This window comes from Pseudonocardia sp. (genome assembly GCF_035305885.1).
Lineage (GTDB): Bacteria > Actinomycetota > Actinomycetes > Mycobacteriales > Pseudonocardiaceae > Pseudonocardia.
Window position 1 is genome coordinate 18,296 of sequence record NZ_DATGOP010000120.1, and the last position, 22,366, is coordinate 40,661.

A 22,366-nucleotide genomic window follows, 5' to 3' on the forward strand; every position below is an offset into this window, starting at 1 on the left:
CCGCGCCGCGCGGGGGCGCCCCCCTTACTTCAGGAAAGCCACATTCACGAAGCCCACGTTCATGAATGTGGCTTTCCTGAACATCGGCCCCCTCAGCCGTCCAGCAGCACCGGCAGCTCGGTCAGCCCGCGCAGCACCAGCCCGTCGCCGTGCCCCCACCGCAGCTCGCCCGGCTCGACGGCCAGCCGCATCCGGGGGAACCGCGTGTGCAGCGCGGCGAGCGCGATGCGCCCCTCCAGCCGGGCCAGCGGCGCGCCGAGGCAGTGGTGGATGCCGTGGCCGAGCGCGAGGTGGCCGCCGTCGGAGCGGTGGATGTCGAACCGGTCCGGGTCGCGGTAGCGCGCCGGGTCGCGGTTCGCCGCCGCCAGCGACACGATCACCTGCGCGTCGGCCGGGACCACGGTGTCGCCGATGCGGACCTCCTCGGTGGTGTAGCGGAACGTCGAGTGCGGCACGGGCGCGTCCCACCGCATCGCCTCCTCCACCACGCGGGGCGCGAGCTCGGGGTCGGCGACGAGCGCGTCGCGCTGCGCCGGGTGGCGCAGCAGCGCGACGGTCGCGTTGCCGATGAGGCTCGTGGTCGTGTCGTGCCCGGCGACGATCAGCTGGAAGATCGTGGAGAGCATCTCCTGCTGCGTGAGCGCGCCGTCCCGCGCGGCGACGACGAGGTCGGTGACGAGGTCCTCGCCGGGCTCGGCGCGCTTGAGCTCCAGCAGCGCGCAGAGGTAGCCGACGACGGCATCCGAGGCGGCCACGGCCTCGGGGCCCTGGCCCGGGGCGAGCAGGGTCCGGATCCACCGGCCGAGGTCGGCGCGGTCGGCGCGCGGCACCCCGAGCAGCTCGCAGATGACCGTGAACGGCAGCGGGAACGCGTACTCGGCGACGAGGTCGACGACCCCGTGCCGGGCCGCCACGGCGTCGAGCAGGTCGTCGACGATCCGGCGGATCCGCTCCTCCAGCCGGTCCACCCGGCGCCGGGAGAACGCGGGCATCGCCATCCGGCGCAGCCGGGTGTGGTCGGGCGGGTCGACGGCGAGCATGTGGCGGGCGAGCGCCGGGCCGGGCAGGCCCTCCGCGACGACCTCGCCGCTGCGGGCGAGCGCCGCGTGCATGTCCTTGGACAGCCGCGGGTCGTTCAGAGCGGCGCGCGCCTCGGCGTGCCCGAGGACGAGCCACGCGGTGTGGCCGTCGGCGAGCCGCACCCGGTGCACCGGCCCGGTGGCGCGCACCCGCTCGAACAGCGGGAAGGGGTCGTCCCGGTCGTAGTGGGCGGGGCCGCCCCACGCGTCCAGCGCGGGGTCACGCAGCGACGTGCTCATCGAGGACCTCCCGGAAACCGGAGCACAGCAGGTCGATCACCGCCAGCAGCCCGTCGATCGGCTTGCAGATCGCGGTCTGGGTGCACGCGTAGCGGGTCGTGCCGCGGGTGACGTGCAGGCGGTAGTGGATGAGGACGCGGTCACCGACGGGTTCGCCCGCCGCGCTCACCAGCCGCACGGTGTCGAACCCGGCGAAGAAGCCGTGGAAGCGGGCGACGACGTCGGCGCGCCCGTGGGCCTCGATCGGGCCGCCGGGCAGGAGGGCGCGCAGCCGTGCCGTCTCGGTGATCACGGCGGCGAGCCGCTCCGGGTCCCGCGCGGCGACGAGCGCGGCGACCTCGGCGGCGATGGCCTGGTGCTGCGTGTCATGCCGCATGGCGGACCCCCTCAGCTCGCACGCCCGGCGAGCGCGTCCAGGTGGTCGACGAGGTGGTCGGTGAGGTCGCGCGCGTCGGCCGCGGCGCCGTCGATCAGCGTCGACTTGCGGCGGCGCAGGAACGGCAGGCCCATGACGTAGAGGCCGGGCGCGGCGGTGACGCCGCCGTCGTGCACGATCCGGCCCTTGCGGTCGAACACCGCCAGGTCGAGGAAGGACAGGTCCGGACGGAAGCCCGTGGCCCACACGACGCTCTCGATCCCGCCGCGGCCGAGCCGTGCGGACAGCACCGGCTCCGGTACCGCGGTCGGGTCGAACCGCTCCGGCGCGTCCGCCTCGACCCCGGCCCGGTCGGCCCACGCGTCGAACCGGTCCAGCAGCCGGTTCAGTTTGAGGTCGGCGAGCGCGCACACGTTCGCCAGCGACCCGGAGAACTGCGCGGCCCCGTCGCGGACCCCGCTGAGCCTGCCGACGAGCGCGGCGCCCTGCCGGCGCAGCGCGTTCAGGTCCAGCGTCCGCGGCGCGCCGACGAGCTGCATCGACGGCAGGTTCCGCTGCCGCAGCAGGTCGCCTACGGCGTCCCAGCGCTCGTCGAGCAGGCCGGACGCGTCCATCCACCACAGGACGTCGCGGCCCCGGTAGGTGCGCGGCAGCCGCACGTGCTCGCCGACGGCCAGGGTCACCGGCCGCCCCGAGCGGGCCAGCTCGTCGGCGATCTGGATCCCGCTCGCCGAGGCACCGACGACGAGCACGCCACCTTCGGGAAGCCCGGCGGGGTTGCGGTAGTCCGCCGCGGTCACCGTGGGGATCCCGGGTGGCAGCGGGACGGCGGGCGCGGCCGCCGTGGCGGCCGCGCCGGCCGCGACGACGACGGTGCGCGCCCGCCACGGTCCCTGGTCGGTGCACACCAGGTAACCGTCACCGAAGGCCCGCACCGACGTGACGGTCACCCCGGTGAGCACCGGCGCCCCGGTCGCGTACTCCTCCAGCAGCCCCACCACCTCGGGCATCGTGAGGTAGCCGTCCGGGTCGTGGCCGCGGTAGGCGTGCCCGGGCAGCCGGGTCATCCAGTTCGGGGTGAGCAGGCGCAGCGAGTCCCACCGCTGGGTGCGCCACGAGTGCGCGACCTCGCCGCGTTCGAGGACGACGTGGTCCACCGAGTGCGCGGCGAGGCAGCGGCTCACGGCCAGCCCGCAGTGGCCTGCGCCGATCACCACCGTCGTCGCGTGCCGCACGTCAGCTCACCGTCACCGTGACGACCGTCGGGTTGGTCAGGATGTCGTAGACGGCGGAGCGCTTCTGCGACTGCGCCACCAGCGCCTCGATCTCCGCGGGCGTGGCATCGGCGTCGATGCGGTAGTCGACCCGCACGGCGCTGAAGCCGTTGCGGACCTCCGGGTCGACGCCGAGGATGCCCTGCAGGTCCATCTCGGCGGCCACCTCGGCGCGCACCGAGCGCAGCTGGATGCCCCGCTGCTGGGCGACGGCCGCGATGCCGGCCGTCAGGCAGCCGCCCAGCGCGACCAGCACGTACTCCACGGGCGTGATCCCGTTGTCCTCGGCGGCGAACTGCGGCGGGTGGTCGACGTCGAAGGTGAACGTCCGGGTGTGCCGCTGTTCCTCGCCGAACCCGTGGAACGTGTCGACCTCGGCGCTGCTGTGCGTGCCGTTGACCCAGGACACGCGCGACCGCCACTGGAAGCGGGCGATCTCCGGCGCGTCGGCGATCGCCTCCCGGGCCCCGAGCAGGGCGGCGACGTTGACGCCGTTGTCGACGACGGACGTGGTCATGGTGTGCTCCTCATCGGATCGGCCTTCGAGAACGGCCGGAACGCTAGGAGCGCGGGGATGGGCATCGCGTCGGGAATCGCTACCCATCTCGGCACGGCGCCATTACCCATTCCGGACGCGCGCGGCTACCCGGATTTGGGGCCTTCGGGCGGGTCCGGCCGCGGCGCGCCCCGCGTAGGTTGCAGCTCATGCCCCTGCTGGAGCGGGACGAGGCGCTCGCCGACCTGCACGCGGCACTCGGTTCGGCGCGGCGCGGCGAGGGGCGCGTCGCGCTCGTGAGCGGCGGCGCGGGGCTCGGCAAGACGTCGGTGGTGCGGGCGTTCCTCGCCGGTGTGGGCACGGACGTCGCGGTCCGCGAGGGCGCCTGCGACGACCTTCTGACCCCGCGCCCGCTGGGCCCGATCCACGACCTGAGCCGCCGGTCCGGCCCGGCGCTGGCCCGTGCGCTCGCCGGCGGCGACGTGCACGCGGTGTTCACCGCGCTGCTCGACGAGCTCGCCGGAGGCGCGCCGACGGTCGTCGTGGTGGAGGACGTCCACTGGGCCGACGACGCGAGCCTCGACGCGCTCGCGTTCGTGGCCCGCCGCATCGAGCGGCTGCCGGCGCTGCTCGTGCTCACCTACCGCGACGACGACCTGTCCGCCGAGGCGCCGCTGCGCCGCGTGCTCGGCGGGCTGCGCGCCCCGGCCGCGGTGCGGATCGCGCTCGCGCCGCTCTCCCCGCACGCCGTGGTGCAGCTCGCCGGGCAGGAGGAGGCGGGCAGGCGGCTCTACGCCTCGACCGGGGGCAACCCGTTCTTCGTCACCGAGCTGCTCGCCGCCGAGCACGAGGGCACGCCCGCCTCGGTGAGCCACGCGGTGATGGCGCGGGTGGCGCGCCTGCCGCCGCCCACCCGCGAGCTGCTCGACCTGCTCGCGGTCGTCCCCGCCCGCACGGAGGCCGCGTTGCTCGACGTCCTGTGCCCGGGGTGGCCGGAGCGGGCGGGGGTCGCCGAGGAGCGCGGCGTGGTCGTGTGGCAGGGCGACGGGCTCGCCTTCCGCCACGAGCTGGCCCGGCGTGCGGTCGAGGAGGCGCTGCCCGCGTCCCGGGCGCGCGGGCTGCACGCCCGCGTGCTGGCGGCGCTGCAGGCCGCCGGCGCGGACCCGGCCCGGCTCGTCCACCACGCCGATCGCGCCGCGGACCTCGACACGCTCGTCGTCGTCGCACCGCTCGCCGCGCGGGCGGCCGCCGCGGCCGGTGCGCACCGGGAGGCCACGGCGCACTACCGGAGGGCGCTGGAGCTCGGCGACCGCTACTCCGACGCCGAGCGGGCCGAGCTGCTGGAGGCGTTCACGGTCGAGGCGTCCACCACGTGCCGCATCGGGGAGGCGCTGCGGGCAGCGGAGCGGGCGCTCGCGTTGCGCGAGGCGCGGGGCGAGGCGTCGGGGATCGGGCGCAACCTGCGTCGGCTCTCCCAGCTGTACTGGTACGCGGGCCGCCGCGACGACATGGAACGGCGCCTCGCCGCGGCGCTCGAGGTGCTGGAGGGGCAGCCGCCCGGCCCGGAGCACGCGATGGCCTACAGCGACCTCGCGATGCGCATCGGCCTCTACGGCGGGCGGAGGGAGGAGGCCGAACGCACGGCCGACCGCGCCGTCGACCTCGCCGAGCGCTGCGGCGACCCGGCCGCGCTCGGCCACGTGCGGGGCCGCATCGGCCTGCTGCGCGCGACGCTCGACGGCGACGACACCGTGCTGCGGGACTGCCTGCGGCACGCCCGGACGACCGGGGCGCACTTCGACGCCGGGCTCGCCTACGAGGGGCTCGCCGCGGGCGCCGCGCTGCGCCGCGATCGGGCGGCGACCCGGCGCTGGATCGCCGAGGGCATCGACTACCTGCAGCCCCGCGACATCCTGGGCCCGCTGCAGTACCTGCGCGGGCTGCAGGCGGCCCAGGAGCTCGCCGACGGCGACTGGGCGGGCGCGGAGCGGTCGGCCGCGTGGGTGCTGGCCCAGCCGGAGGGACGGGGGATCACCGGGATCTACGCCCTCGTGACCGAGGCCCTCCTGCGGCTGCGCCGCGGCCGCGTCCCGGAGGCCGCGGCCACGCTGGACGAGCTGTGGACGGTCGCGGAGACGTGCGGCATGGTGCAGCACGTCGCGCCCGCCGCGTGCGTGCTGGCCGAGCACGCCGAGCTCACCGGCCGGTGGGACGGCGCCGTCGCGCCCTTGCAGGAGGCCAGGGGGCTCGCGCAGCGGCTGGGGTTGGCCGGCGTGGCGAGCGAGCTCGGGTTCTGGCTCTGCCGAGCGGGCGCCCTCGACCCGGCCGAGCTCGGCCCCCCGGACCCGGACGACCCGTACGCGCTGGCCGCGGCGGGCGAGTGGCACGCCGCGGCGGCGGTGTGGGAACGGTGGGGGCGCCCGTTCGACCGCGCCCGCGCCCTCGCCGCCGCCGACGACCAGCAGGCCCTGCTCACCGCGCTCGACATCGCCACCGACCTCGGCGCCGAGCCGCTGGCGGCCCGGCTCCGGGCGCGGCTGCGCGGGTTCGGCGTGCGGCGGGTACCGCGCGGTCCGCGGCCGGTGACCCGGGCCAACCCGGCCGGGCTCACCGCCCGCCAGCTCGAGGTGCTGGCCCTGTTGTGCGAGGGGCTCACCGACGCCGAGATCGCCCGCCGCCTCGTCCTGTCGGTGAAGACGGTGAACCACCACGTCAGCGCGGTGCTGGACAAGCTCGGCGCCGACAACCGCCGCGACGCGGTGCGCATCGCCACGGGCTCGGTCTGAGCGCGCCGGGTTGTGGTCAGGCCGCGGCGCGCTCGTCGAGCGGGCGCCGGCGCAGGCGGGGCCGCTCGATCGCGGGCGGGTCGTAGGCCATGTCGAGTCGGCCGACGTCCGTGCCCGGGGGGACGATCGCGTCGATGCGGTCGAGCACGTCGTCGGTGAGGGTGACGTCGAGGCCCGCGAGCGTGCTGTCGAGGTGCTCCATCGTCCGCGGCCCGATGATCGCGGACGTGACCCCCGGGTGGGAGATGGCGAAGGCCATCGCCATGTGGGTCAGCGGGAGGCCGGCCTCCTGGGCCACCGGGATGAGCCGCTCCACCGCGTCGAGCCTGCGCTCGTCGGTGAGGTGCGTGAAGCCGAATCGGGTGCGGTGCGCGTCGGGCTGTCGGCCCTTGCGGTAGCGGCCGGTCAGCAGCCCGCCGGCCAGCGGGCTCCAGACCAGGGTGCCCATGCCGTGCCGCTGGGCGACCGGCAGCACCTCCCGCTCGCTGCCGCGGTCGAGGATCGAGTACGGCGGTTGCTCGCTGCGGAACCGCGCCAGGCCGCGCCGCTCGGACACCCACTGGGCCTCGACGATGTCCGATGCGGGCATCGACGAGGTGCCGATGGCCCTGACCTTCCCGGCGCGGATGAGGTCGGTGAGCACCGAGAGGGTCTCCTCGACGTCGGTGTCCGGGTCGGGTCGCATGATCTGCAGCAGGTCGACGTGGTCGGTGTCCAGCCGGCGCAGCGAGTCCTCCACGGCGCGTACCAGCCAGCGCCGGGAGGTGCCCCGCTGGTTCGGGTCATCGCCCATCGGCCTGCTCACCTTCGTGGCGAGTACCACGGCATCCCGGCGACCCGTGAGGGCCTTGCCGACGATCCGCTCCGACTCGCCGTGGGAGTACACGTCGGCGGTGTCGATGACGTTGATCCCCGCGTCGAGGGCCTTGTGGATGATCTTGATCGACTCGTCGTGGTCGGGGTTGCCCAGCGAGCCGAACATCATCGCGCCCAGCGCGTAGGGGCTGACCCTGATGCCGGTCCGGCCGAGGGTGCGGTATTGCATGGGGTTCTCCAGGGATGAGGGGCGCCGGGCGGAAAGGCGCAGCGGTGGCGTGCGCTCCGGGCGTGCCGTACGCTCGGTTAAGCGGAACGCTCTTCCGGAACTATACGGAATGCTGTTCCGGTTGGCAAGCGAGGAGGTGCAGTGGCGGGCAACGCGACCGGTGCAGCGCGTGGCGGCGGGGACGACCGGCCGCAGCGGCGGCTGCGCGCCGACGCGCAACGCAACATCGACGCCCTGCTGGAAGCGGCGAAGACGGCCTTCGGCAGGTCGGGGGTCGACGCGCCGGCGAAGGAGATCGCGGACCTGGCGGGCGTCGGCGTCGGCACGCTGTACCGGCACTTCCCGCAGCGCTCGGACCTGATCAAGGCCGTGTTCCAGCGCGAGGTGGACGCCTGCGCGGACGCGGCCCCGGCGCTGGCCGCGGCCCACCGGCCGGTCGAGGCGCTGGCGAGGTGGCTGGACCGCTACACCGAGTTCCTCGCGACCAAGCGGGGGCTCGCCTCGGCCCTCCACTCGGGCGACCCGGCCTACGACGCTCTGCCCGGCTACTTCATGCAGCGGCTCGGGCCGGCGCTCGGATCACTGCTGGAGGCGGCGGCGGCCGCGGGGGAGATCCGCGCCGACGTCTCCGCGAAGGACCTGCTGTACGCCGTGTCGAACCTGTGCCTGCCGCCGAGCGACGAGGGGATCGGCTACAGCCGGCGCATGGTCGCGCTGCTCGTCGACGGGCTGCGCCACGGCGCGGCTGCGGTCGGGTCCTCCTCCTGAGCCCCGGTCACCCGGCCGCGGCCGACGTGGGGCGCAGGGCGGCGAAGGCGCGGTCGACGAGCGCGGCGTGATCGGTGGTGCCGCCGGAACGCAGCCACTCCCGCTCCGCCGCTTCGAGCGCCGCGCCCGCTGCGGCGGTCAGGAGGTCGGCGGTGAACGCGTCGAGGCCCGTGCGTTCCCGCAGCACCTCGGCGACCCGCAGGCGTGCCTCCTCGCGGCGCTGCGCCGACCGCGCGCGGAGGGCGGGCGTCCGCTCGATCAGCTGCAGCCGCGTCAGCCGCTCGCCGGCGGCGGCGATCCGGGTCGCCCAGGTGTGCAGCACCGCGTGCAGGCTGGTCCACGGGTCCTCGTCGGCGGGCCGCGCCCGCAGCTCCTCGGCCACCGCGTCGCCCATCGCGTCCACGGAGTCGAGGACCATGTCCTCCTTCGTCGGGAAGTAGCGGAACAGGCTGCGGGTGGACACGCCCGCCGCGCGCGCCACCTGCTCCACCGTCGTCTCGTCGAACCCGTGCTCTGCGAACAGCTCCAGCGCGAGCTCGGCCAGCTGGGCGCGCACGGCCGAGCGGGTCCGCTCCCGCAGCCCGCCGCTCATGACACGCAGCCTACCTTTCGGCATTGACTGTCCAACATGTCACTCACTGACAGGACCGTGGTGGTCACCGGTGGCACCGGGGGGATCGGCAAGGAGATCGCCCGCGCGCTCGCCGGGCTCGGCGCGCGCGTCATCGTCACGGGACGGGACCCGCACCGCGCCGCCACCGTGGTCGACGAGCTGCGGGTCGGCACCGGGAACCCCGCGGTCGACGCCGTGTGCGCGGACATCACCCGCCAACGCGACCTGCGCGCGCTCGCGCGGGCCGTCACCGACCGGTGCGGCTCGCTGTACGCGTTGGTCAACAACGCCGGCGTGAACCCGGCGCGCCGCGAGCTCACCGAGGACGGCGTCGAGACGGCGTTCGCCGGCAACGTCCTGGCGCCCTACCTGCTCACCCGGCTCCTGCTACCCGCCCTCGAACGCACCCGCCGCGACGGCGGCGGCGTCGCGCGCGTGGTGAACACCGCGGGAGGTGTCCCGCGCGGGCGGCTCGACCCGGACAACCTGCAGGCCGAGAAGGCCTTCAGCGGCTGGGTCACCGACACCCAGTACAACCGCTCCAAGCTCGCGATGATGGCGATGACGCGCACGCTCGCGGAACGGGTCGACGCCGCCGGGGTCGCGGTCGTCGTGGCCTATCCCGGCCACGCCCACACGGAGATGAACCGGTCGCTACCGCTGGGCGCGTACCCCCGGCTGCTGCGCCCGGTCGTGCCGCTGCTGAAACCGCTGATGCCGGTGCTGTGGGGCGATGCGGCTGCGCCGGCGCGCAACGCCGTGCGCCTGGTCGGCGCGACGGACGCCGAGGCTCGGGCGGCGCACGCCCACTACCTCGGATTGCGCGGCCGGTTCGCCCCGTGGCCCGCCGCCACGGACGACCCGCTGGTGCGAGAACGGATCTGGCGGATGTGCGAGCGCCTCACCACCGCGACCGGGCCGGCGTGATCGGGGCCGGCGTCAGTCGCCGGGCACCTCCACCCGGAAGACCGACATCTGCGTCGCGACCATGTCGTAGTAGCCGACCAGCGACACGAGCTCGAACAGCGTGCGCTCGCCCAGCACGTCGACCGCGGCCGCGTACTCGGCGTCGTCGAGCGTCCTGCGGTCCAGCAGGGCGATGGTCGTCTCGAACACCGAGCGCTCCTCCTCGGACCGGAAGTCCGGGGCGGTGCGCGTCGCGAGCCCCTCGATCTCGTCGTCGGTGAGGCCCGCCGCGCGGCCCGCCCGCCGGTGCGCGTGGATCTCGAACGCGCAGTCCCGGTGGAACGCGTGCAGCAGCAGCGCGATCTCCCGGGCCCGGTCCGACAGCTGCAGCTCGAAGCGCATCGCGCCGCCGGCCTGCTCGAACACCCGCGCCAACGGTGGGCTCAGAAGCCACGTGCTCGGCGGGCCGATCAGTCCGCCGTCCGGGTGCACGAGGGAGAAAGGGCTCCCCGGTGCGGCGCGCTTGCCGCTGGTGAACTTCGCGTAGATCTCCGCCTGCTCCGGCGTCATCTCCTCCGGCGCGATGCGGGCCAGCCTCCCCGCCACGCTCACCCCCTCTCCGCGGCGGCCGCCTGGGGCGCCGTCCGGTCCGGCCTGCCGGGGTCGAACCGCGCCCGCAGGCGCGGGTCGACCAGCCCGTAGACCACGTCGGTGACGATGTTGATCACGATGATCGCCGCCGTCAGCACGATCACCACGCCGAGGACGACCATGTTGTTCTGCCGCTCGATCGCGTCGACGAACAGCAGCCCCATGCCCGGCCACCCGAACACGCGCTCGACGAGGACGGAGCCGGCGAGGACGAACCCGAGGCTGTAGCCCGACACCGTGACCATCGGCAGCAGGGCGTTCGGCAGCGCGTGCCGCCACAGGATGCGCCGCCGCGACAGCCCCTTCGAGCGCGCGGTGTCGACGAAGTCCTGCCCGAGCGCCTCGATCATCGAGGAGCGCATGATCCTCGTCTTGTAGGCCAGCTCGGACGTGGCCATCGTGATGACCGGCAGGACGAGGTGGCGCAGGTCGATCCCGGACGCCCCGTACGGGCTCTTGCCCTGGGTCGGGAACCAGCCGAGCCCGATCGAGAACGTCATGATCAGCAGCATCCCGAGCCAGAAGTTCGGCACCGAGAACAGCGCGACCGCGATGCCCGAGAGGCCGCCGTCCAGCCAGCGCCTGCGGGTGCGAGCGGCGATGGAGCCGAGGAGCACGCCGCCGAGCGTCGAGATCGCGAAGGCCGGCAGGGTCAGCGCCAGCGTGTTGCCCGCGCGGTCGAGGATCAGGTCGAGCACCGGCTCGTTGTTCGTCCCGAACGAGTAACCGAGGTTCCCGGTCAGCACGTTGCCGAGGTAGCGCAGGTACCGGTCCCAGACGGGCTGGTCGAGGCCGTAGGCCGCGGTGATCTGCGCGCGGAACTCGTCGGACAGGGGCACGTCGCCCACGAGGCTCTGCACGGGGTCGCCCGGCGCGATCTCGAGCAGGAAGAACAGCACCGTGATCACGGCGATGAACAGCACGAAGGACGACAGCAGCAGCCGTCCCCAGTAGACCAGGCGCGCCCTCATCGAACTCCCTCGTTCGCAGTACGCACTGTCAGGTCAGCATACGAACGCATTCGGCGCGTGTCCACGCCGTGATACCCGCAACGAGCATCCCCTGCGCCGCGACGACGCCCTGGACACCGTCCATCGCCGACCGTATTCTGAACATGCTCACCGGGATGTGAACAGCGTGCATCGATCGTCGGCGCTCGATGGAAGGGGTCCCCGTGGGAGCGAGGAGAACGTCCTGGTCGGCGCTCGTGTCGGCCGTCGCCGCCGTCGCCCTGGCCGTCACGGCGTGCGCGGGAGGCGGTGGCGACGGTGCGGAGCGCCAGTACGTCGTCGCCATCGACGACGACCCGCGCGGGCTCAACGCGCAGCTGATCGCCGCCCCGATGACGGCGATGTTCAGCGCACAGATCCTGGAGCCGCTGATCTTCATCTCGACCGACTACGAGCTGTCGCCCGCGCTCGCCGAGAGCTGGGAGCTCAGCGAGGACGGCATGGACCTGCGCCTCGCGCTGCGCCAGGGGGTGCAGTGGCACGACGGCACGCCGTTCACCGCGCAGGACGTGAAGTTCAACTTCGAGGAGATCGTGCCGCTGTCGTTCTACGGGCAGGACATCTCCGCGCGCCTCGACTCCGTCGAGATCGTCGACGACGCCACGGTCGTGCTGCACATGAAGGAGCCCTACGGGCCGCTGCTGGAGACGGTCGCCGCGCAGTTCATGGTGCCCCGGCACCTCTACGAAGGCACCGACTACGTCACCAACGAGGCGAACATGGCGCCGATCGGCACCGGCCCGATGATGTTCGAGTCGTACTCGTCCGGCGAGCAGATCGTCCTCGTGAAGAACCCGGACTACTGGGGCGGTCCGGTGCAGGTCGACCGGGCGATCTTCCCGATCATGGGAGACGCGGCCGCGCGCACGGAGGCGCTGTTCGCCGGTGAGATCGACCAGGCCGTGGTGGACGTCGCCCAGCTCGGCCGGGTCCGCGACAACCCGGACACGATGCTCTTGGAGAAGTTCGCCTACCCGCAGTACGTCGCGATGATGTTCAACGGGGAGAACCCGTACCTCGCGGACCCGGCCGTCCGGCGGGCGATCTTCTCCGCGATCGACCGGGAGGCGGTCGCCGACGTCGTCCTCCAGGGGTTCGGCCGCCCGGCGACCACGTTCTTCCCGGACTCGCTCGGCTGGGCCAACAGCCCGAACATCGACTTCTCCCGCGACTTCCCGCGGGACGTCGACGCGATCAACAAGGCGCTCGACGACGCCGGGTTCCCGCGTGGGCCGGACGGTGTGCGGTTCACGCTGGACCTCCGCTACACCGCGGAGCGCACGGAGACCGCGGCGATGGCGGAGCTGGCCCGGTCGATGCTCGCGGACGTCGGCGTCGGGGTGAACCTCGTGGGCACGTCGGCCGCCGTCTACACCGAGAAGGTCTACACCGACGGCGACTTCGGGATCAGCTTCCTGCCGGCGACCGTCGGCCCGGACCCGAACATCGCGATGGCCCGCTGGTACATGTGCAACCCCGAGAAGCGGGCCAGCGCGAACCCGTCCGGGATCTGCGACCCGCAGATCGACGCGGCCGCCCTGGAGGCGGCGGGGGCCGCGAGCCGCGAGCAACGGGCCACGGCGTTCCACGCCTTCCAGGAGCGCGCGGCCGAACTGATGATCTACGCCCCGGTGGTCTGGTTCAACGGGCAGTTCCCGTCGGTCAACACCTCGCGGTGGGCGGGGCAGGACGAGCCGCAGCCGGCGTCCAACCGCCTACCGTGGCTGTCGATGGCGCCCGCGGTGTGAAGGGGGAAGGCAGGGTGCAGGAGGAGGACGCGTTCCGCAGGGTGGTCCAGGAGCTCGCCGATCGGCAGGCGATCCTCGACTGCCTCAACCGGTACGCGCGGGGGCTGGACCGCAAGGACCTCGACATGCTCCGGTCGGTGTTCCACCCGGACGCGACGGACCACCACGGCGGTTCGATCGACTACCACCCGGCGGCGGAGGCGCTGATCGCCGACTGGCAGGTGCGCGACGCACACCGCACGTTCAGCCAGCACCTGTTGATCAACACCTCCATCGACCTCGACGGCGACGTGGCGCACGCGGAGACGTACTTCCAGCTGATCGTCGGGCTCAAGCCGGGGGCGCGGCCGGACCAGCCGCGGCTGGGGCTGAGCGGCGGGCGCTACGTCGACCGGTTCGAGCGGCGGAACGGCGAATGGCGCATCGCGCGCCGCGTGCTCATCGTGGAGTACGAGGCGGCGTTGGACGCACGCGACCGCAGCCACCACCTCCTGTGGGCCCGCCGCAGCAAGGAGGACCCCTCCTACGCCCGCCCGCTGCTCGGACCGCCGCCCACGCCGTGACCGGGGGCGGGACGCTGGCGCACGCCGTCGAACGGGTCGAGTCGGTCCGGGACGTCAAGGACGTCCAGCGCCACCTCGCCCACGCGGTGCAGGTCGGCGACGTCGCGCAGGCGATCGACCTGTTCACCGACGACGCCGAGGTCCGCTGGGGCGACGAGCGCCTGACCGGGCGCGCCGCGGTCGGCGCCTGGATCGAGCGGACCCTGCGACGGTGGGGTGCGCTGCACACCGAGGTCGTCGACCAGCCGCTCGTCACGCTCTCCGCGGACGGGCGCACGGCGCGGGGCCGTTGGCACGGCATGCGTTTCCTGGGCGACGGTGCGGGTGGCGCGCGGATCGAGGCAGGCATCTACGAGAACCGCTACGCCCGCACCGGCGGCGGGTGGCGGATCGCCGCGGTCGACCACACCCCGCTGTACGCGGGCGACTACGCCGACGGCTGGACGAACGTCGACCCGGAGGGGGTGCCGATCGTCCCGCGGCACTTCACCGCCGACGAGGTGGGCGCCCCGGTGGGGGAGGTCCCGGAGATCACGGGCTCCGGGTCGGACGACGTCGACGCGCTCGCGGCGCGGATCGCCCGGCTGAACGACGAGGACGACGTCCGCAACCTCGTGCACGCCCTGGGCTACTACGTCGACCGGCGCATGTGGACCGACGTGGTGGACCTCTTCGACGACGACTCGGCCGCCGACGCCGCCGTGCGCGTCGGCGGCGCCGAGTACACCGGGCCGCAGGGCGTGCGGGACGCCTGCGCGACGATGGGCCCGGAAGGGCTGCGGCGCGGGGAGCTCAACGACTGGCCGATCTTCGACCTGGTCGTGGACGTCGACGGGGCCCAGGCGCGCGTGCGCGGCATCACGGTCGGCCTGCTCGGCGACGCGAACCGCGGAACGGGGTACTGGGAGTTCGCCCGGTTCGGGGGCGTGCTCGTCAAGCGCGACGGCCTGTGGCGGATGAAGAGCGTCACCGTGACACGAATGGTGCGCGCGGAGTACGCGGACGGGTGGGGCCACCAGCGGGCGGTGCGCCGCGGCGAGGCCGGGCGGTTGTCCCGGCGCGTGCGGGCCCGCTGCGGTCCTGACGCACCGGGGCGCCCGGCGGACGTGCGGTTGGCCGACCTCGCCCGCCGGCTCGCCCGGTCCCGCGCCTACGACGCCGTGGAGAACGTCTCGGCCGCCTACGGCTACTACCTCGACGACTTCCAGTGGCCGGAGCTGGCGCGGTTGTTCGCGGTGTGCGGCCACAAGCAGAGCCCGTTCGTCGGGTACTACGTCGGGCGCGACCGCATCCTCGAGGCGGCGGTCGCTGCGCGGGGCGCCCGGCGGCGGGCCGACGCGCGGCGCGAGCGGGCGGTGTTCCACTGGCGCCCGCAGAGCGTGGTCCACGTGTCCCACGACGCTCGGTCGGCGAACCTGCGCACCCGGCTGTTGCAGACGCGGACCGCGAGCCGCGTCGACCCGGACTGGACCGGCCTGCACGGCGGTTGCTACCCGAACGACCAGGCGGTGCTCGAGGACGGGGTGTGGCGGCTGTGGAGCGTCACGATCGACGAGTACTCCTTCGTGTCACCGACCTGGCACGGCGGTTGGGCCGCGGCCGGGGACGGCCGGGCGACCGCGCGCCCGGACCGGAGCCGGCTGGTCGAGGCGTGCCCGCCGGACATCGCGATGCCGGAGCTGGGTGCCCGGGTGGAGGGCCTGCTCGGAGGCGTCGGCCGGCCGCGGGTGTGGCCGGAGATCGCGCCGATGTGGTTCGGCTACCGGAACCCGGTGAGCGGGCGCACCCCCGAGCGGTACTGGCCCGACTGCGCGCCGAGCCGGGCCGTTCCCGGCACGAGCATGACCCGCCACGGCTACGAGCTGCCGCCGACGGGCCCGGCGGTGGACGGGGTCGAGGTGGCCTGAGCCGCGAGGTCGGCCCACTCGACCACCCGCGACGCCACCGCGTCGAGCAGCGCGCGGTCGTGGGAGATCGCGAGGACGCCGATGCCGTCCGCGCGGGCCCGGTCGAGCAGCAGGTGCCAGATCCGGGCCTGGGTGAGGGCGTCGAGGCTCGCGCTGATCTCGTCGGCGACCAGGTAGCGCGGCCGGGCGAGCAGGGCGCGGGCGAGGTTGACCCGTTGCAGCTCGCCGCCGCTCACCTCGTGCGGGTAGCGGTCGAGCCAGTGGTCGGCGACGAGCTCCGGGTCGGGGCGGGTGTGCGGGTCGGCCTCGGCCAGCACCTCTCGGATCGTCCAGCGGGGGTCCATGGCGAGCTGGGGGTGCTGCAGGACGAGCTGAACCGGGTGCGGCGTACGGGCCCGCGGACGCGCCGGCTCCCCGTCGACCTCGATGCGCCCGGCCAGCGGCCGCAGCAGCCCGGCCGCGAGCCGGCCGAGCGTGCTCTTACCGGCCCCGCTGGGCCCACAGAGGCCGACGACCTCGCCCGGGGCGACGGTCAGCCGGACGCCGTCGACGACCCAGGGCCGGCGGGGCCCGTAGCGGAAGCGCACGTCGTCGAACAGCAGCATCAGCTCGCCCCCGTCGTCGTGCAGATCCCGTCCTGGCGCGGTGCGCGCAGGCCGTTGGCGGGAAGCGCCTGCCAGAGGGCGCGGGTGTAGGGGTGGGCGAGGTGTTCGCCGTCGCCGCGGAAGTCCGCGGGCGCCGCCGTGTCGACGGTCCGGCCCGCGTCGCAGATCACGACCCGATCGCAGACGGCGAGCGCGCCGACGAGGTCGTGGGTGATCAGCAGGACGCCGCAGCCCGCGTCGGCGCGGGCCCGCAGCTGGGAGAGCACCGCCTCGGCGCTGTCGGCCTGCAGGCCGGGAGTCGGTTCGTCGGCGATGACGACGCGCGGATCGCCGAGCAGGGCGATCGCGACGAGCACGCGGCGGGCCATCCCGCCGGAGAGCTCGTGCGGGTAACGGTCGAGCACCTCGGGACCGAGGCCGTACCGGCGCAGCGCCTCGCCCGCCGCGGCCCGCGGCTGCGGCAGCCCGGCCAGCCGGGCCGCGCGGCGCACCTGGCTGCCGACCGGGGCGACCGGGTCGAGGTAGGTCACCGACTGGGGGAGCAGCGCGATGTCGCGTCCGGCGAACCGCCTGCGCTCGGCGGGCGGAACCTCGGTGCCGTCGACGAGGACACGACCGCCTTCTACGGCGTTCGGCGGCAGCAGCCCGAGCACGGCGTGGGCGAGCAGACTCTTGCCGGCTCCGCTCGCGCCGACGAGCGCGACGACCTCGCCGGCGGCGACGTCGAGGTCCATGCCGGTGAGGCCCGGGACGACGCGGCGCCGCAGGCCCCGTTCGTACTGCACGAACGAGACGGTGAGGTCCTCGATCCGCAACAGGGTCACAGGTGGACGCTCCTCGGGTCGACCAGCGCACGGGCGTTCTCGCCGATCGTGTCGACGAGCTTGACGACGATCAGCAGGCACAGCCCGGGCAACAGGGCCAGCCACCAGGCGCCCGCGGTGAGGTAGCGCATCGACTCGGCGAGCAGGACCCCGATCGACGGCTCGGCCGGATCGACGCCGAGCCCGAGGAACGACAGCGCCGCCTCGTGCAGGATGGCGTGCGGGAACAGCAGGACCGTGCCCACGACGACGTGTCCGAGGACGTGGCGTGCGAGGTGGGTGGACGCGATCGCCCAGCTGCTGCGGCCGAGTCCGCGGGCCACGGCGACGTAGTCCGACGCCATGACCTGGCGGGCCTGGCCGCGCAGCACCCGGGTCAGCGTGGGCCAGTGGGTGACCGCCACGGCGATCACCACCGCGTGCGTGCCGCCGCCGAGCGCGAAGGCCAGCAGGATGAGCAGCACGAGGTGGGGGAGGGCGAGGAACGCGTCCACCAGCCAGCTCACGATCCGGTCGACGACGCCCCCGAACACCACGGCCGCGCAGGCGAGCACGACCGCGATCGCGGCGGAGATCAGCGCTGCGGACGTGCCGACCAGCAGCGACAGCCGCAGGCCCGCGAGGGCCCTGGCGAGCACGTCGCGGCCGAGCCAGTCGGTGCCGAACGGGTGGGCGGCGGACGGGCCGAGGTTGCGGTCGGCCAGCGCGGTCGTCTGGGCGGCGTCCGCGCTCAGCGTGCCCGCGACGACGACGCCGAGCACCACGGCCGCGGCGGCGCCGATCCAGAACAGCGTGCGGCGCCTGCGGTTGGGCAGGTGCTCCGCCGCCTGCGCGGCGATGGTGGTGGTCATGCCACCTCCTCGGCGGTCGCCCGGCCACGGGAGCGCCAGGACGCGCCCACCCGTCTGATCCGCGGGTCGACCTGCGCGTGCACGAGGTCGCCGATCGCGTTGCCGACGAACACGAACACGGTGGTGAACAGCGCGATCCCGAGCAGCAGCGGCACGTCCTGCCCGAGCGCGGCCGCGGTGGTGGCGGCGCCGAGGCCCGGGTAGGAGAAGACCTGCTCGGCCAGCACGGATCCGCCGAACAGCTCGCCCCACGAGCTGAACTGCAGCAGCAGGGCGGGCGCCGCCGCGTTGCGCAACACCCGGTGCAGCACCACGCCCGCCGTCGACTCGCCCTGTGCGCGGGCGAAGGCGACGTAGTCGCTCTCCAGCGCTTCGACGACGGCGTGGCGGGTGTGCAGGACGACCGGGGCGACGCCGACGATCGACAGCGTCACCGCGGGTAGGAGCAGGTGGTGGATCCGGTCGAGCAGGCCGACCTCGTCGGCGGTGACCCCGACCGGAACCGCGCAGCACACGGGCGTCCAGCCCAGCCGCACCGAGAACACGTAGAGCAGCAGCAGGCCCACCCAGAACGTCGGGGCCGAGGCGAGCGTGTACGCCCACCACGTCACGACGCGGTCGGCCGCCCGGCCGCGCTGCACCCCGGCCAGCACGCCGAGCGCGAAGCCGATCAGCCCGGACAGCAGCCAGGCGGCGCTCATCAGCGCGAGGCTGGTGAGGAACCGCTGCGCGATCACCTCCGTGACGGGCTGGTTGAACGTGAGCGAGTGGCCGAGGTCGCCCTGCAGGAGGTTGCCCAGCCAGGCCCCGAACCGCTCGAGCGGCGGGTCGTCGAGCCCCCACCGCTCGGCGATGAGCGCGCGCTGCTCCGGCCCGATCACCGCGACGTCGGCGCCGACGTAGGCGCTCACCGGGTCGACCGGGGAGTTCACCATCAGGACGAACGACGCCACCGCCACCGTCGCGAGCAGCAGCGCCAGGCGCAGGACGCGGCCCCCGACCGCCGAGATCACCCGCACCGGGCTCAACAGGTCCAACGCCAACCGGTGATGCCCGCCGTGATCGGCCAGCCGTGCCCGTGCGGCTCGATCTGCGGGCGGCCGATGTCCAGGCACTCGTCGACGTAGTACGTGTGCTGGAGGTTGACCAGCCACGCCCACGCCGCGTCCCCGGCCGGCCCGAACCCGACGCCGTTCTCGTCGGCCTGCGCGGCCCGCCAGTGCCGGTTGGCCACCTCCGGGTCGGTCGCGGCCATCGCGGCGTCGAGGTGCGCGTCCACGGTCGGGTTGGAGTAGTAGCCGGGGTTCCAGAACTCGATGCCCGCCTGCCGCGAGGAGTAGAGGTTGTACATCTCGGTCGGGTCGTGGCTGCCCCAGCCGAACACCACGGCATCGGCGTGCAGGCGGTTGGTGATGGCGTCCCAGCTGACCCCGGATACGGTGATATCGATGCCCACCGGGCGGACCATGTCGGCGACGGCCAGCGCCAGGCCCTGGCGCAGGCTGTCCTCGGCCCGGTACAGCAGCGTGAACGCCGCCCGCACCCCGTTCCGCTCGCGTACCCCGTCGCCGTCGGAGTCGACCCAGCCTGCGGCGTCGAGGATCGAGGCCGCGCGGGCCGGGTCGTTGCCGGGGATCGCCGAGGCCGGCTCGTACCACGGCAGGCCGTCGACCGGCCCGGTCGCGGGCGAGCCGTACCCCGCGAGGACGCCGTCGACCAGCGCCTGCCGGTCCACGGCCCAGTTCACCGCCTGCCGGATCGCCAGGTCGGAGGTGACGTCGTTGCCGATCGGGCGCCCGTCGGCGTCGGTCCGGCCGGTGTCGGGCACGGTGGGGAAGGAGATCCCGCGGTTGTCGACCGAGGTCACCGCCTCCAGCCGCATCCCGGGGATGGTGGCCGTCGCCAGCGACGACGGCACCGCGGCCACGTCCACCTGGCCGGCGGTCGCCGCCGCCACGGTGGCGTCTTCGTCGGTGAACAGGAACACGACCCGGCGGAAGGCGGGCAACTGCCCGTAGTAGTCGTCGTTGCGCTCGACGATCAGCTGCTGGCCCGGGTCCCACTGGACGAAGCGGAACGGGCCGGAGCCGATCGGGTTGCGCGCGTAGTCGGGGCCGTGGGCGTGCTCGGGGACGATCCCGAGCGACACCAGCCGGTTGACGAACGTGCTCTGCGGCGCGGTCAGCCGCAGCTCCACGGTGTCGTCGTCGACCGCGACCGCCTCCTGCAGGGCCGTCACGTCGGTGAGGCCGCCGCTGCGCGCGGCGGTGCTGAACGTATAGGCGACGTCCCGCGCGGTGACGGGGGTGCCGTCGGTGAACCGCGCGTCGGTGCGGATGTCGACGGTCCACACGAGGCCGTCCTCGCTCACCGAGTAGTTCGTCGCGAGGTCCGGGACGACGTTCAGGTCGGCGTCGCGGGTCAACAGGGTGGACTGGAACAGCGGCGACCCGTAGCGCCCCCACCCCAGCGTCGGGTCGTAGCCCTCCTCGGACTCGCCGCCGATCGCGAGCCGCAGCTCGTCCGGGGGCGCGGCGGCGGGCGCCGGGGTCGGCGTCCCGCAGCCGGCTACCACCACTGCCATCGCCGCCGCGGCGGCCAGCGCTGCCCAACGCGGCGAGCTCCTCGCACCGCGCGCCATATCCGCCCTCCATGGCCCCGCTCGAGCCGATCATTCGCTGTTGCATTAAAGATGCAACAGCGAGTTAAAGGCAAGAGCCTCGCTGATCACATCGGGGGTCGGCGTAAGCTGTGTTGCGCCGGCGGTTCGTCCCGGGTGCCGGTCGTGGCCCGGGACGAGGCAAGAGGGAACCCGGTGGGAGTCCGGGACTGCCCCGCAGCGGTGAGCGGGAACGACCACCGTCATGAGCACTTGGCCACACGGCCTGGGAAGCGACGGTCAGTAGGTGCACCTGGAGGTGCGTGCCCGCGAGTCCGAAGACCTGCCGTCGGTGCGCACACCACCCGGTGTGCGCTGATCCGCGGCCTCGTGGGTGGGCCGGTGGAGCCGGGCCGCTTCGTGCGAGGACCCCGGTTGCTGCTTCCTGCCCCGCGGTCGTGGGTTCTTCGGAACCGCTCGCGAGGAGAGAGCAGTGCCACAGATCCCCACCCTGGGGCCGACCGTCCTGGGTTATCCCCGCATCGGGCCGCGCCGTGAGCTCAAGCGCGCCGTCGAACGCTACTGGTCCGGCGCGGCGAGCGCCGCCGAGCTGCACGAGGTCGCCATCGGCCTGCGCCGGGACACCTGGGCGGAGCTCGCGTCCGCCGGGCTCGGCTCGGTGCCGTCGAACACGTTCTCGTTCTACGACCAGGTGCTCGATGCGGCCCGGGTCGTCGGGGCGGTGCCGGAGCGGTTCGCCGCGCTCGGCCTCGATCCCCTGGACGAGATGTTCGCGATGGCTCGTGGCCGAGACGGGGTGCCCGCGCTGGAGCTGACGAAGTTCTTCGACACGAACTACCACTACCTCGTGCCGGAGCTGGGGCCCCAAACGCGGTTCGCGCTCACCGACCGCAAGCCCTTCGAGGAGTTCACCGAGGCGCTCGCGCAGGGTCTGCGCACCCGCCCGGTGCTGCTGGGGCCGGTGACGTTCCTGCTGCTGGCCAAGCGCGCGCCCGGCACGCCGGCGGGATTCGCGCCGCTCGACCTCTTGGACCCGCTGCTCGACGTCTACGCCGAGCTGCTCGGCGACCTGGCCGTGGCCGGGGCCGGCTGTGTGCAGCTCGACGAGCCCGCCTTCGTCGCCGACCGCACGCCTGCTGAGCTGGACGCCTTGCGCCGCGCCTATGCCCGCCTCGGCGCGCTCGCGGAGCGGCCCGCGATCCTGGTCGCCGGCTACTTCGGCCACCTCGGACCCGCGCTGCCGGTGCTCGCCGCCTCCCCGGTGGAGGCGATCGCGCTGGACCTCGTCGCCGGGGTGGCCGACGTCGACGTCGCCGCCTCCCTGCCCGGGCTCCGCCACAAGACGGTGCTCGCGGGGGTGGTCGACGGGCGCAACGTGTGGCGCACCGACCTCGGCGGTGCCCTCGCCCGGGCCGCGACGCTGCTGGGTTCCGCCGGCCGGGTGGAGATCTCGACCTCGTGCTCCCTTGCGCACGTGCCCTACGACCTCGAACTGGAGACCGGTCTCGATCCGGCCCTGCGTGAGCGCCTCGCGTTCGCCCGGCAGAAGGTGGCCGAGGTCGTCCTGCTCTCGCGCGCGTTGCACGAAGGCCGCGATACCGTCGCCGCCGAGCCGACCGGGGGCGCCCCGGCCGCCCGGGACGACCGGGTCCGGGCCCGGCTCGACGCACTCGGTCGCAACCACTACCTTCGCGCCCCGGCGGAGGAACGGCGGGCCGCGCAACAGCGGCACCTGCGCCTGCCCCCGCTGCCGACCACGACGATCGGGTCGTTCCCGCAGACCGCGTCGATCCGGGCCACCCGCGCCGCCCACCGTGCGGGCGAGCTCGACGACGCCGGGTACGTCGCGCGGATGCGGGCCGAGATCGAGCGGGTGGTGCGCCTGCAGGAGGAGATCGGGCTCGACGTCCTCGTGCACGGGGAGCCCGAGCGCAACGACATGGTGCAGTACTTCGCCGAGCACCTCGACGGGTTCGCGACCACCCAGAACGGGTGGGTGCAGTC

General features: G+C 74.1%; 20 protein-coding genes and 1 riboswitch. Of the genes, 7 read left to right on the forward strand and 13 right to left on the reverse strand.

The features are described 5' to 3' along the window. Positions 1-92: 92 nt before the first annotated feature. The 4 genes from VKZ81_RS27585 to VKZ81_RS27600 are packed head-to-tail and all read right to left on the reverse strand — an operon-like array spanning position 93 to position 3,486. Positions 93-1,319 (reverse strand): cytochrome P450 family protein, encoded by a 1,227-nt coding sequence (locus VKZ81_RS27585; RefSeq protein WP_324244626.1) that lies wholly within the window; start codon positions 1,317-1,319, stop codon positions 93-95. Further along, positions 1,300-1,695, reverse strand: a complete 396-nt coding sequence (locus VKZ81_RS27590) for a nuclear transport factor 2 family protein (protein ID WP_324244627.1) — start codon at positions 1,693-1,695, stop codon at positions 1,300-1,302. Before VKZ81_RS27590 ends, VKZ81_RS27585 begins: the two co-directional genes overlap by 20 nt. An 11-nt stretch (positions 1,696-1,706) precedes the next feature. Beyond that, positions 1,707-2,930, reverse strand: a complete 1,224-nt coding sequence (locus VKZ81_RS27595) for an NAD(P)-binding domain-containing protein (protein ID WP_324244628.1) — start codon at positions 2,928-2,930, stop codon at positions 1,707-1,709. A gap of 1 nt (position 2,931) precedes the next feature. Next, positions 2,932-3,486, reverse strand: coding sequence for an OsmC family protein (locus VKZ81_RS27600; RefSeq protein WP_324244629.1), 555 nt, complete (start codon positions 3,484-3,486; stop codon positions 2,932-2,934). 188 nt (positions 3,487-3,674) lie between these two features. Between VKZ81_RS27600 and VKZ81_RS27605 the strand changes: the two genes are divergently transcribed. Beyond that, a complete protein-coding gene (locus VKZ81_RS27605; RefSeq protein WP_324244630.1) occupies positions 3,675-6,251 on the forward strand; it encodes an ATP-binding protein in 2,577 nt (858 codons plus the stop codon). A 16-nt stretch (positions 6,252-6,267) separates the two neighbouring features. Here the strand turns inward: VKZ81_RS27605 and VKZ81_RS27610 are convergent, their stop codons facing one another. Further along, positions 6,268-7,296, reverse strand: coding sequence for an aldo/keto reductase (locus tag VKZ81_RS27610; protein WP_324244631.1), 1,029 nt, complete (start codon positions 7,294-7,296; stop codon positions 6,268-6,270). A 141-nt stretch (positions 7,297-7,437) separates the two neighbouring features. On the opposite strand from VKZ81_RS27610, the gene VKZ81_RS27615 reads away from it, so the two are divergent. Then, positions 7,438-8,064, forward strand: a complete 627-nt coding sequence (locus VKZ81_RS27615) for a TetR/AcrR family transcriptional regulator (RefSeq protein ID WP_324244632.1) — start codon at positions 7,438-7,440, stop codon at positions 8,062-8,064. A 7-nt stretch (positions 8,065-8,071) separates the two neighbouring features. Here the strand turns inward: VKZ81_RS27615 and VKZ81_RS27620 are convergent, their stop codons facing one another. Beyond that, positions 8,072-8,656: a TetR family transcriptional regulator gene (locus VKZ81_RS27620; RefSeq protein ID WP_324244633.1), complete on the reverse strand. Its 585-nt coding sequence runs from the start codon at positions 8,654-8,656 to the stop codon at positions 8,072-8,074. 36 nt (positions 8,657-8,692) lie between these two features. Here VKZ81_RS27620 and VKZ81_RS27625 point away from each other — a divergent pair, with 36 nt between their 5' ends. Next, complete coding sequence (locus tag VKZ81_RS27625) at positions 8,693-9,604, forward strand: SDR family NAD(P)-dependent oxidoreductase (protein ID WP_324244634.1); 912 nt, start codon at positions 8,693-8,695, stop codon at positions 9,602-9,604. 12 nt (positions 9,605-9,616) lie between these two features. Here the strand turns inward: VKZ81_RS27625 and VKZ81_RS27630 are convergent, their stop codons facing one another. Together VKZ81_RS27630 and VKZ81_RS27635 are read right to left on the reverse strand one after the other, a co-directional pair. Next, on the reverse strand, positions 9,617-10,195 hold the full coding sequence (locus VKZ81_RS27630) for a carboxymuconolactone decarboxylase family protein (protein WP_324244635.1): 579 nt from the start codon (positions 10,193-10,195) through the stop codon (positions 9,617-9,619). Then, positions 10,192-11,205, reverse strand: coding sequence for an ABC transporter permease (locus VKZ81_RS27635; protein WP_324244636.1), 1,014 nt, complete (start codon positions 11,203-11,205; stop codon positions 10,192-10,194). The genes VKZ81_RS27630 and VKZ81_RS27635 overlap by 4 nt, the downstream gene beginning before the upstream one ends. A 203-nt stretch (positions 11,206-11,408) precedes the next feature. Between VKZ81_RS27635 and VKZ81_RS27640 the strand changes: the two genes are divergently transcribed. The 3 genes from VKZ81_RS27640 to VKZ81_RS27650 are packed head-to-tail and all read left to right on the forward strand — an operon-like array spanning position 11,409 to position 15,462. After that, the gene (locus VKZ81_RS27640; RefSeq protein WP_324244637.1) at positions 11,409-12,992 is read left to right on the forward strand and encodes an ABC transporter substrate-binding protein; all 1,584 of its coding nucleotides are present in this window, start codon (positions 11,409-11,411) and stop codon (positions 12,990-12,992) included. 14 nt (positions 12,993-13,006) lie between these two features. Continuing rightward, positions 13,007-13,555, forward strand: a complete 549-nt coding sequence (locus VKZ81_RS27645; RefSeq protein WP_324244638.1) for a nuclear transport factor 2 family protein — start codon at positions 13,007-13,009, stop codon at positions 13,553-13,555. Continuing rightward, positions 13,552-15,462, forward strand: coding sequence for a nuclear transport factor 2 family protein (locus VKZ81_RS27650; protein WP_324244639.1), 1,911 nt, complete (start codon positions 13,552-13,554; stop codon positions 15,460-15,462). Before VKZ81_RS27645 ends, VKZ81_RS27650 begins: the two co-directional genes overlap by 4 nt. Here VKZ81_RS27650 and VKZ81_RS27655 read toward each other — a convergent pair. From VKZ81_RS27655 to VKZ81_RS27675, 5 genes are read right to left on the reverse strand one after another with little or no spacing between them, the layout of a single operon-like run. Next, the gene (locus tag VKZ81_RS27655; protein ID WP_324244640.1) at positions 15,411-16,067 is read right to left on the reverse strand and encodes an ABC transporter ATP-binding protein; all 657 of its coding nucleotides are present in this window, start codon (positions 16,065-16,067) and stop codon (positions 15,411-15,413) included. The genes VKZ81_RS27650 and VKZ81_RS27655 overlap by 52 nt on opposite strands. After that, the gene (locus VKZ81_RS27660) at positions 16,067-16,891 is read right to left on the reverse strand and encodes an ABC transporter ATP-binding protein (protein ID WP_324244641.1); all 825 of its coding nucleotides are present in this window, start codon (positions 16,889-16,891) and stop codon (positions 16,067-16,069) included. Before VKZ81_RS27660 ends, VKZ81_RS27655 begins: the two co-directional genes overlap by 1 nt. Next, the gene (locus VKZ81_RS27665) at positions 16,888-17,742 is read right to left on the reverse strand and encodes an ABC transporter permease (protein WP_324244642.1); all 855 of its coding nucleotides are present in this window, start codon (positions 17,740-17,742) and stop codon (positions 16,888-16,890) included. The genes VKZ81_RS27660 and VKZ81_RS27665 overlap by 4 nt, the downstream gene beginning before the upstream one ends. Further along, entirely contained in the window at positions 17,739-18,779 is a 1,041-nt protein-coding gene (locus VKZ81_RS27670; RefSeq protein WP_324244643.1) for an ABC transporter permease, read from the reverse strand. Before VKZ81_RS27670 ends, VKZ81_RS27665 begins: the two co-directional genes overlap by 4 nt. Next, positions 18,767-20,383: an ABC transporter substrate-binding protein gene (locus tag VKZ81_RS27675; protein ID WP_324244644.1), complete on the reverse strand. Its 1,617-nt coding sequence runs from the start codon at positions 20,381-20,383 to the stop codon at positions 18,767-18,769. The genes VKZ81_RS27670 and VKZ81_RS27675 overlap by 13 nt, the downstream gene beginning before the upstream one ends. 105 nt (positions 20,384-20,488) lie before the next feature. After that, positions 20,489-20,706, forward strand: a riboswitch (cobalamin riboswitch). A gap of 137 nt (positions 20,707-20,843) precedes the next feature. On the opposite strand from VKZ81_RS27675, the gene metE reads away from it, so the two are divergent. Beyond that, the coding region (gene metE / locus VKZ81_RS27680) for a 5-methyltetrahydropteroyltriglutamate--homocysteine S-methyltransferase (protein ID WP_324244646.1) at positions 20,844-22,366 on the forward strand (1,523 nt) is incomplete at its 3' end.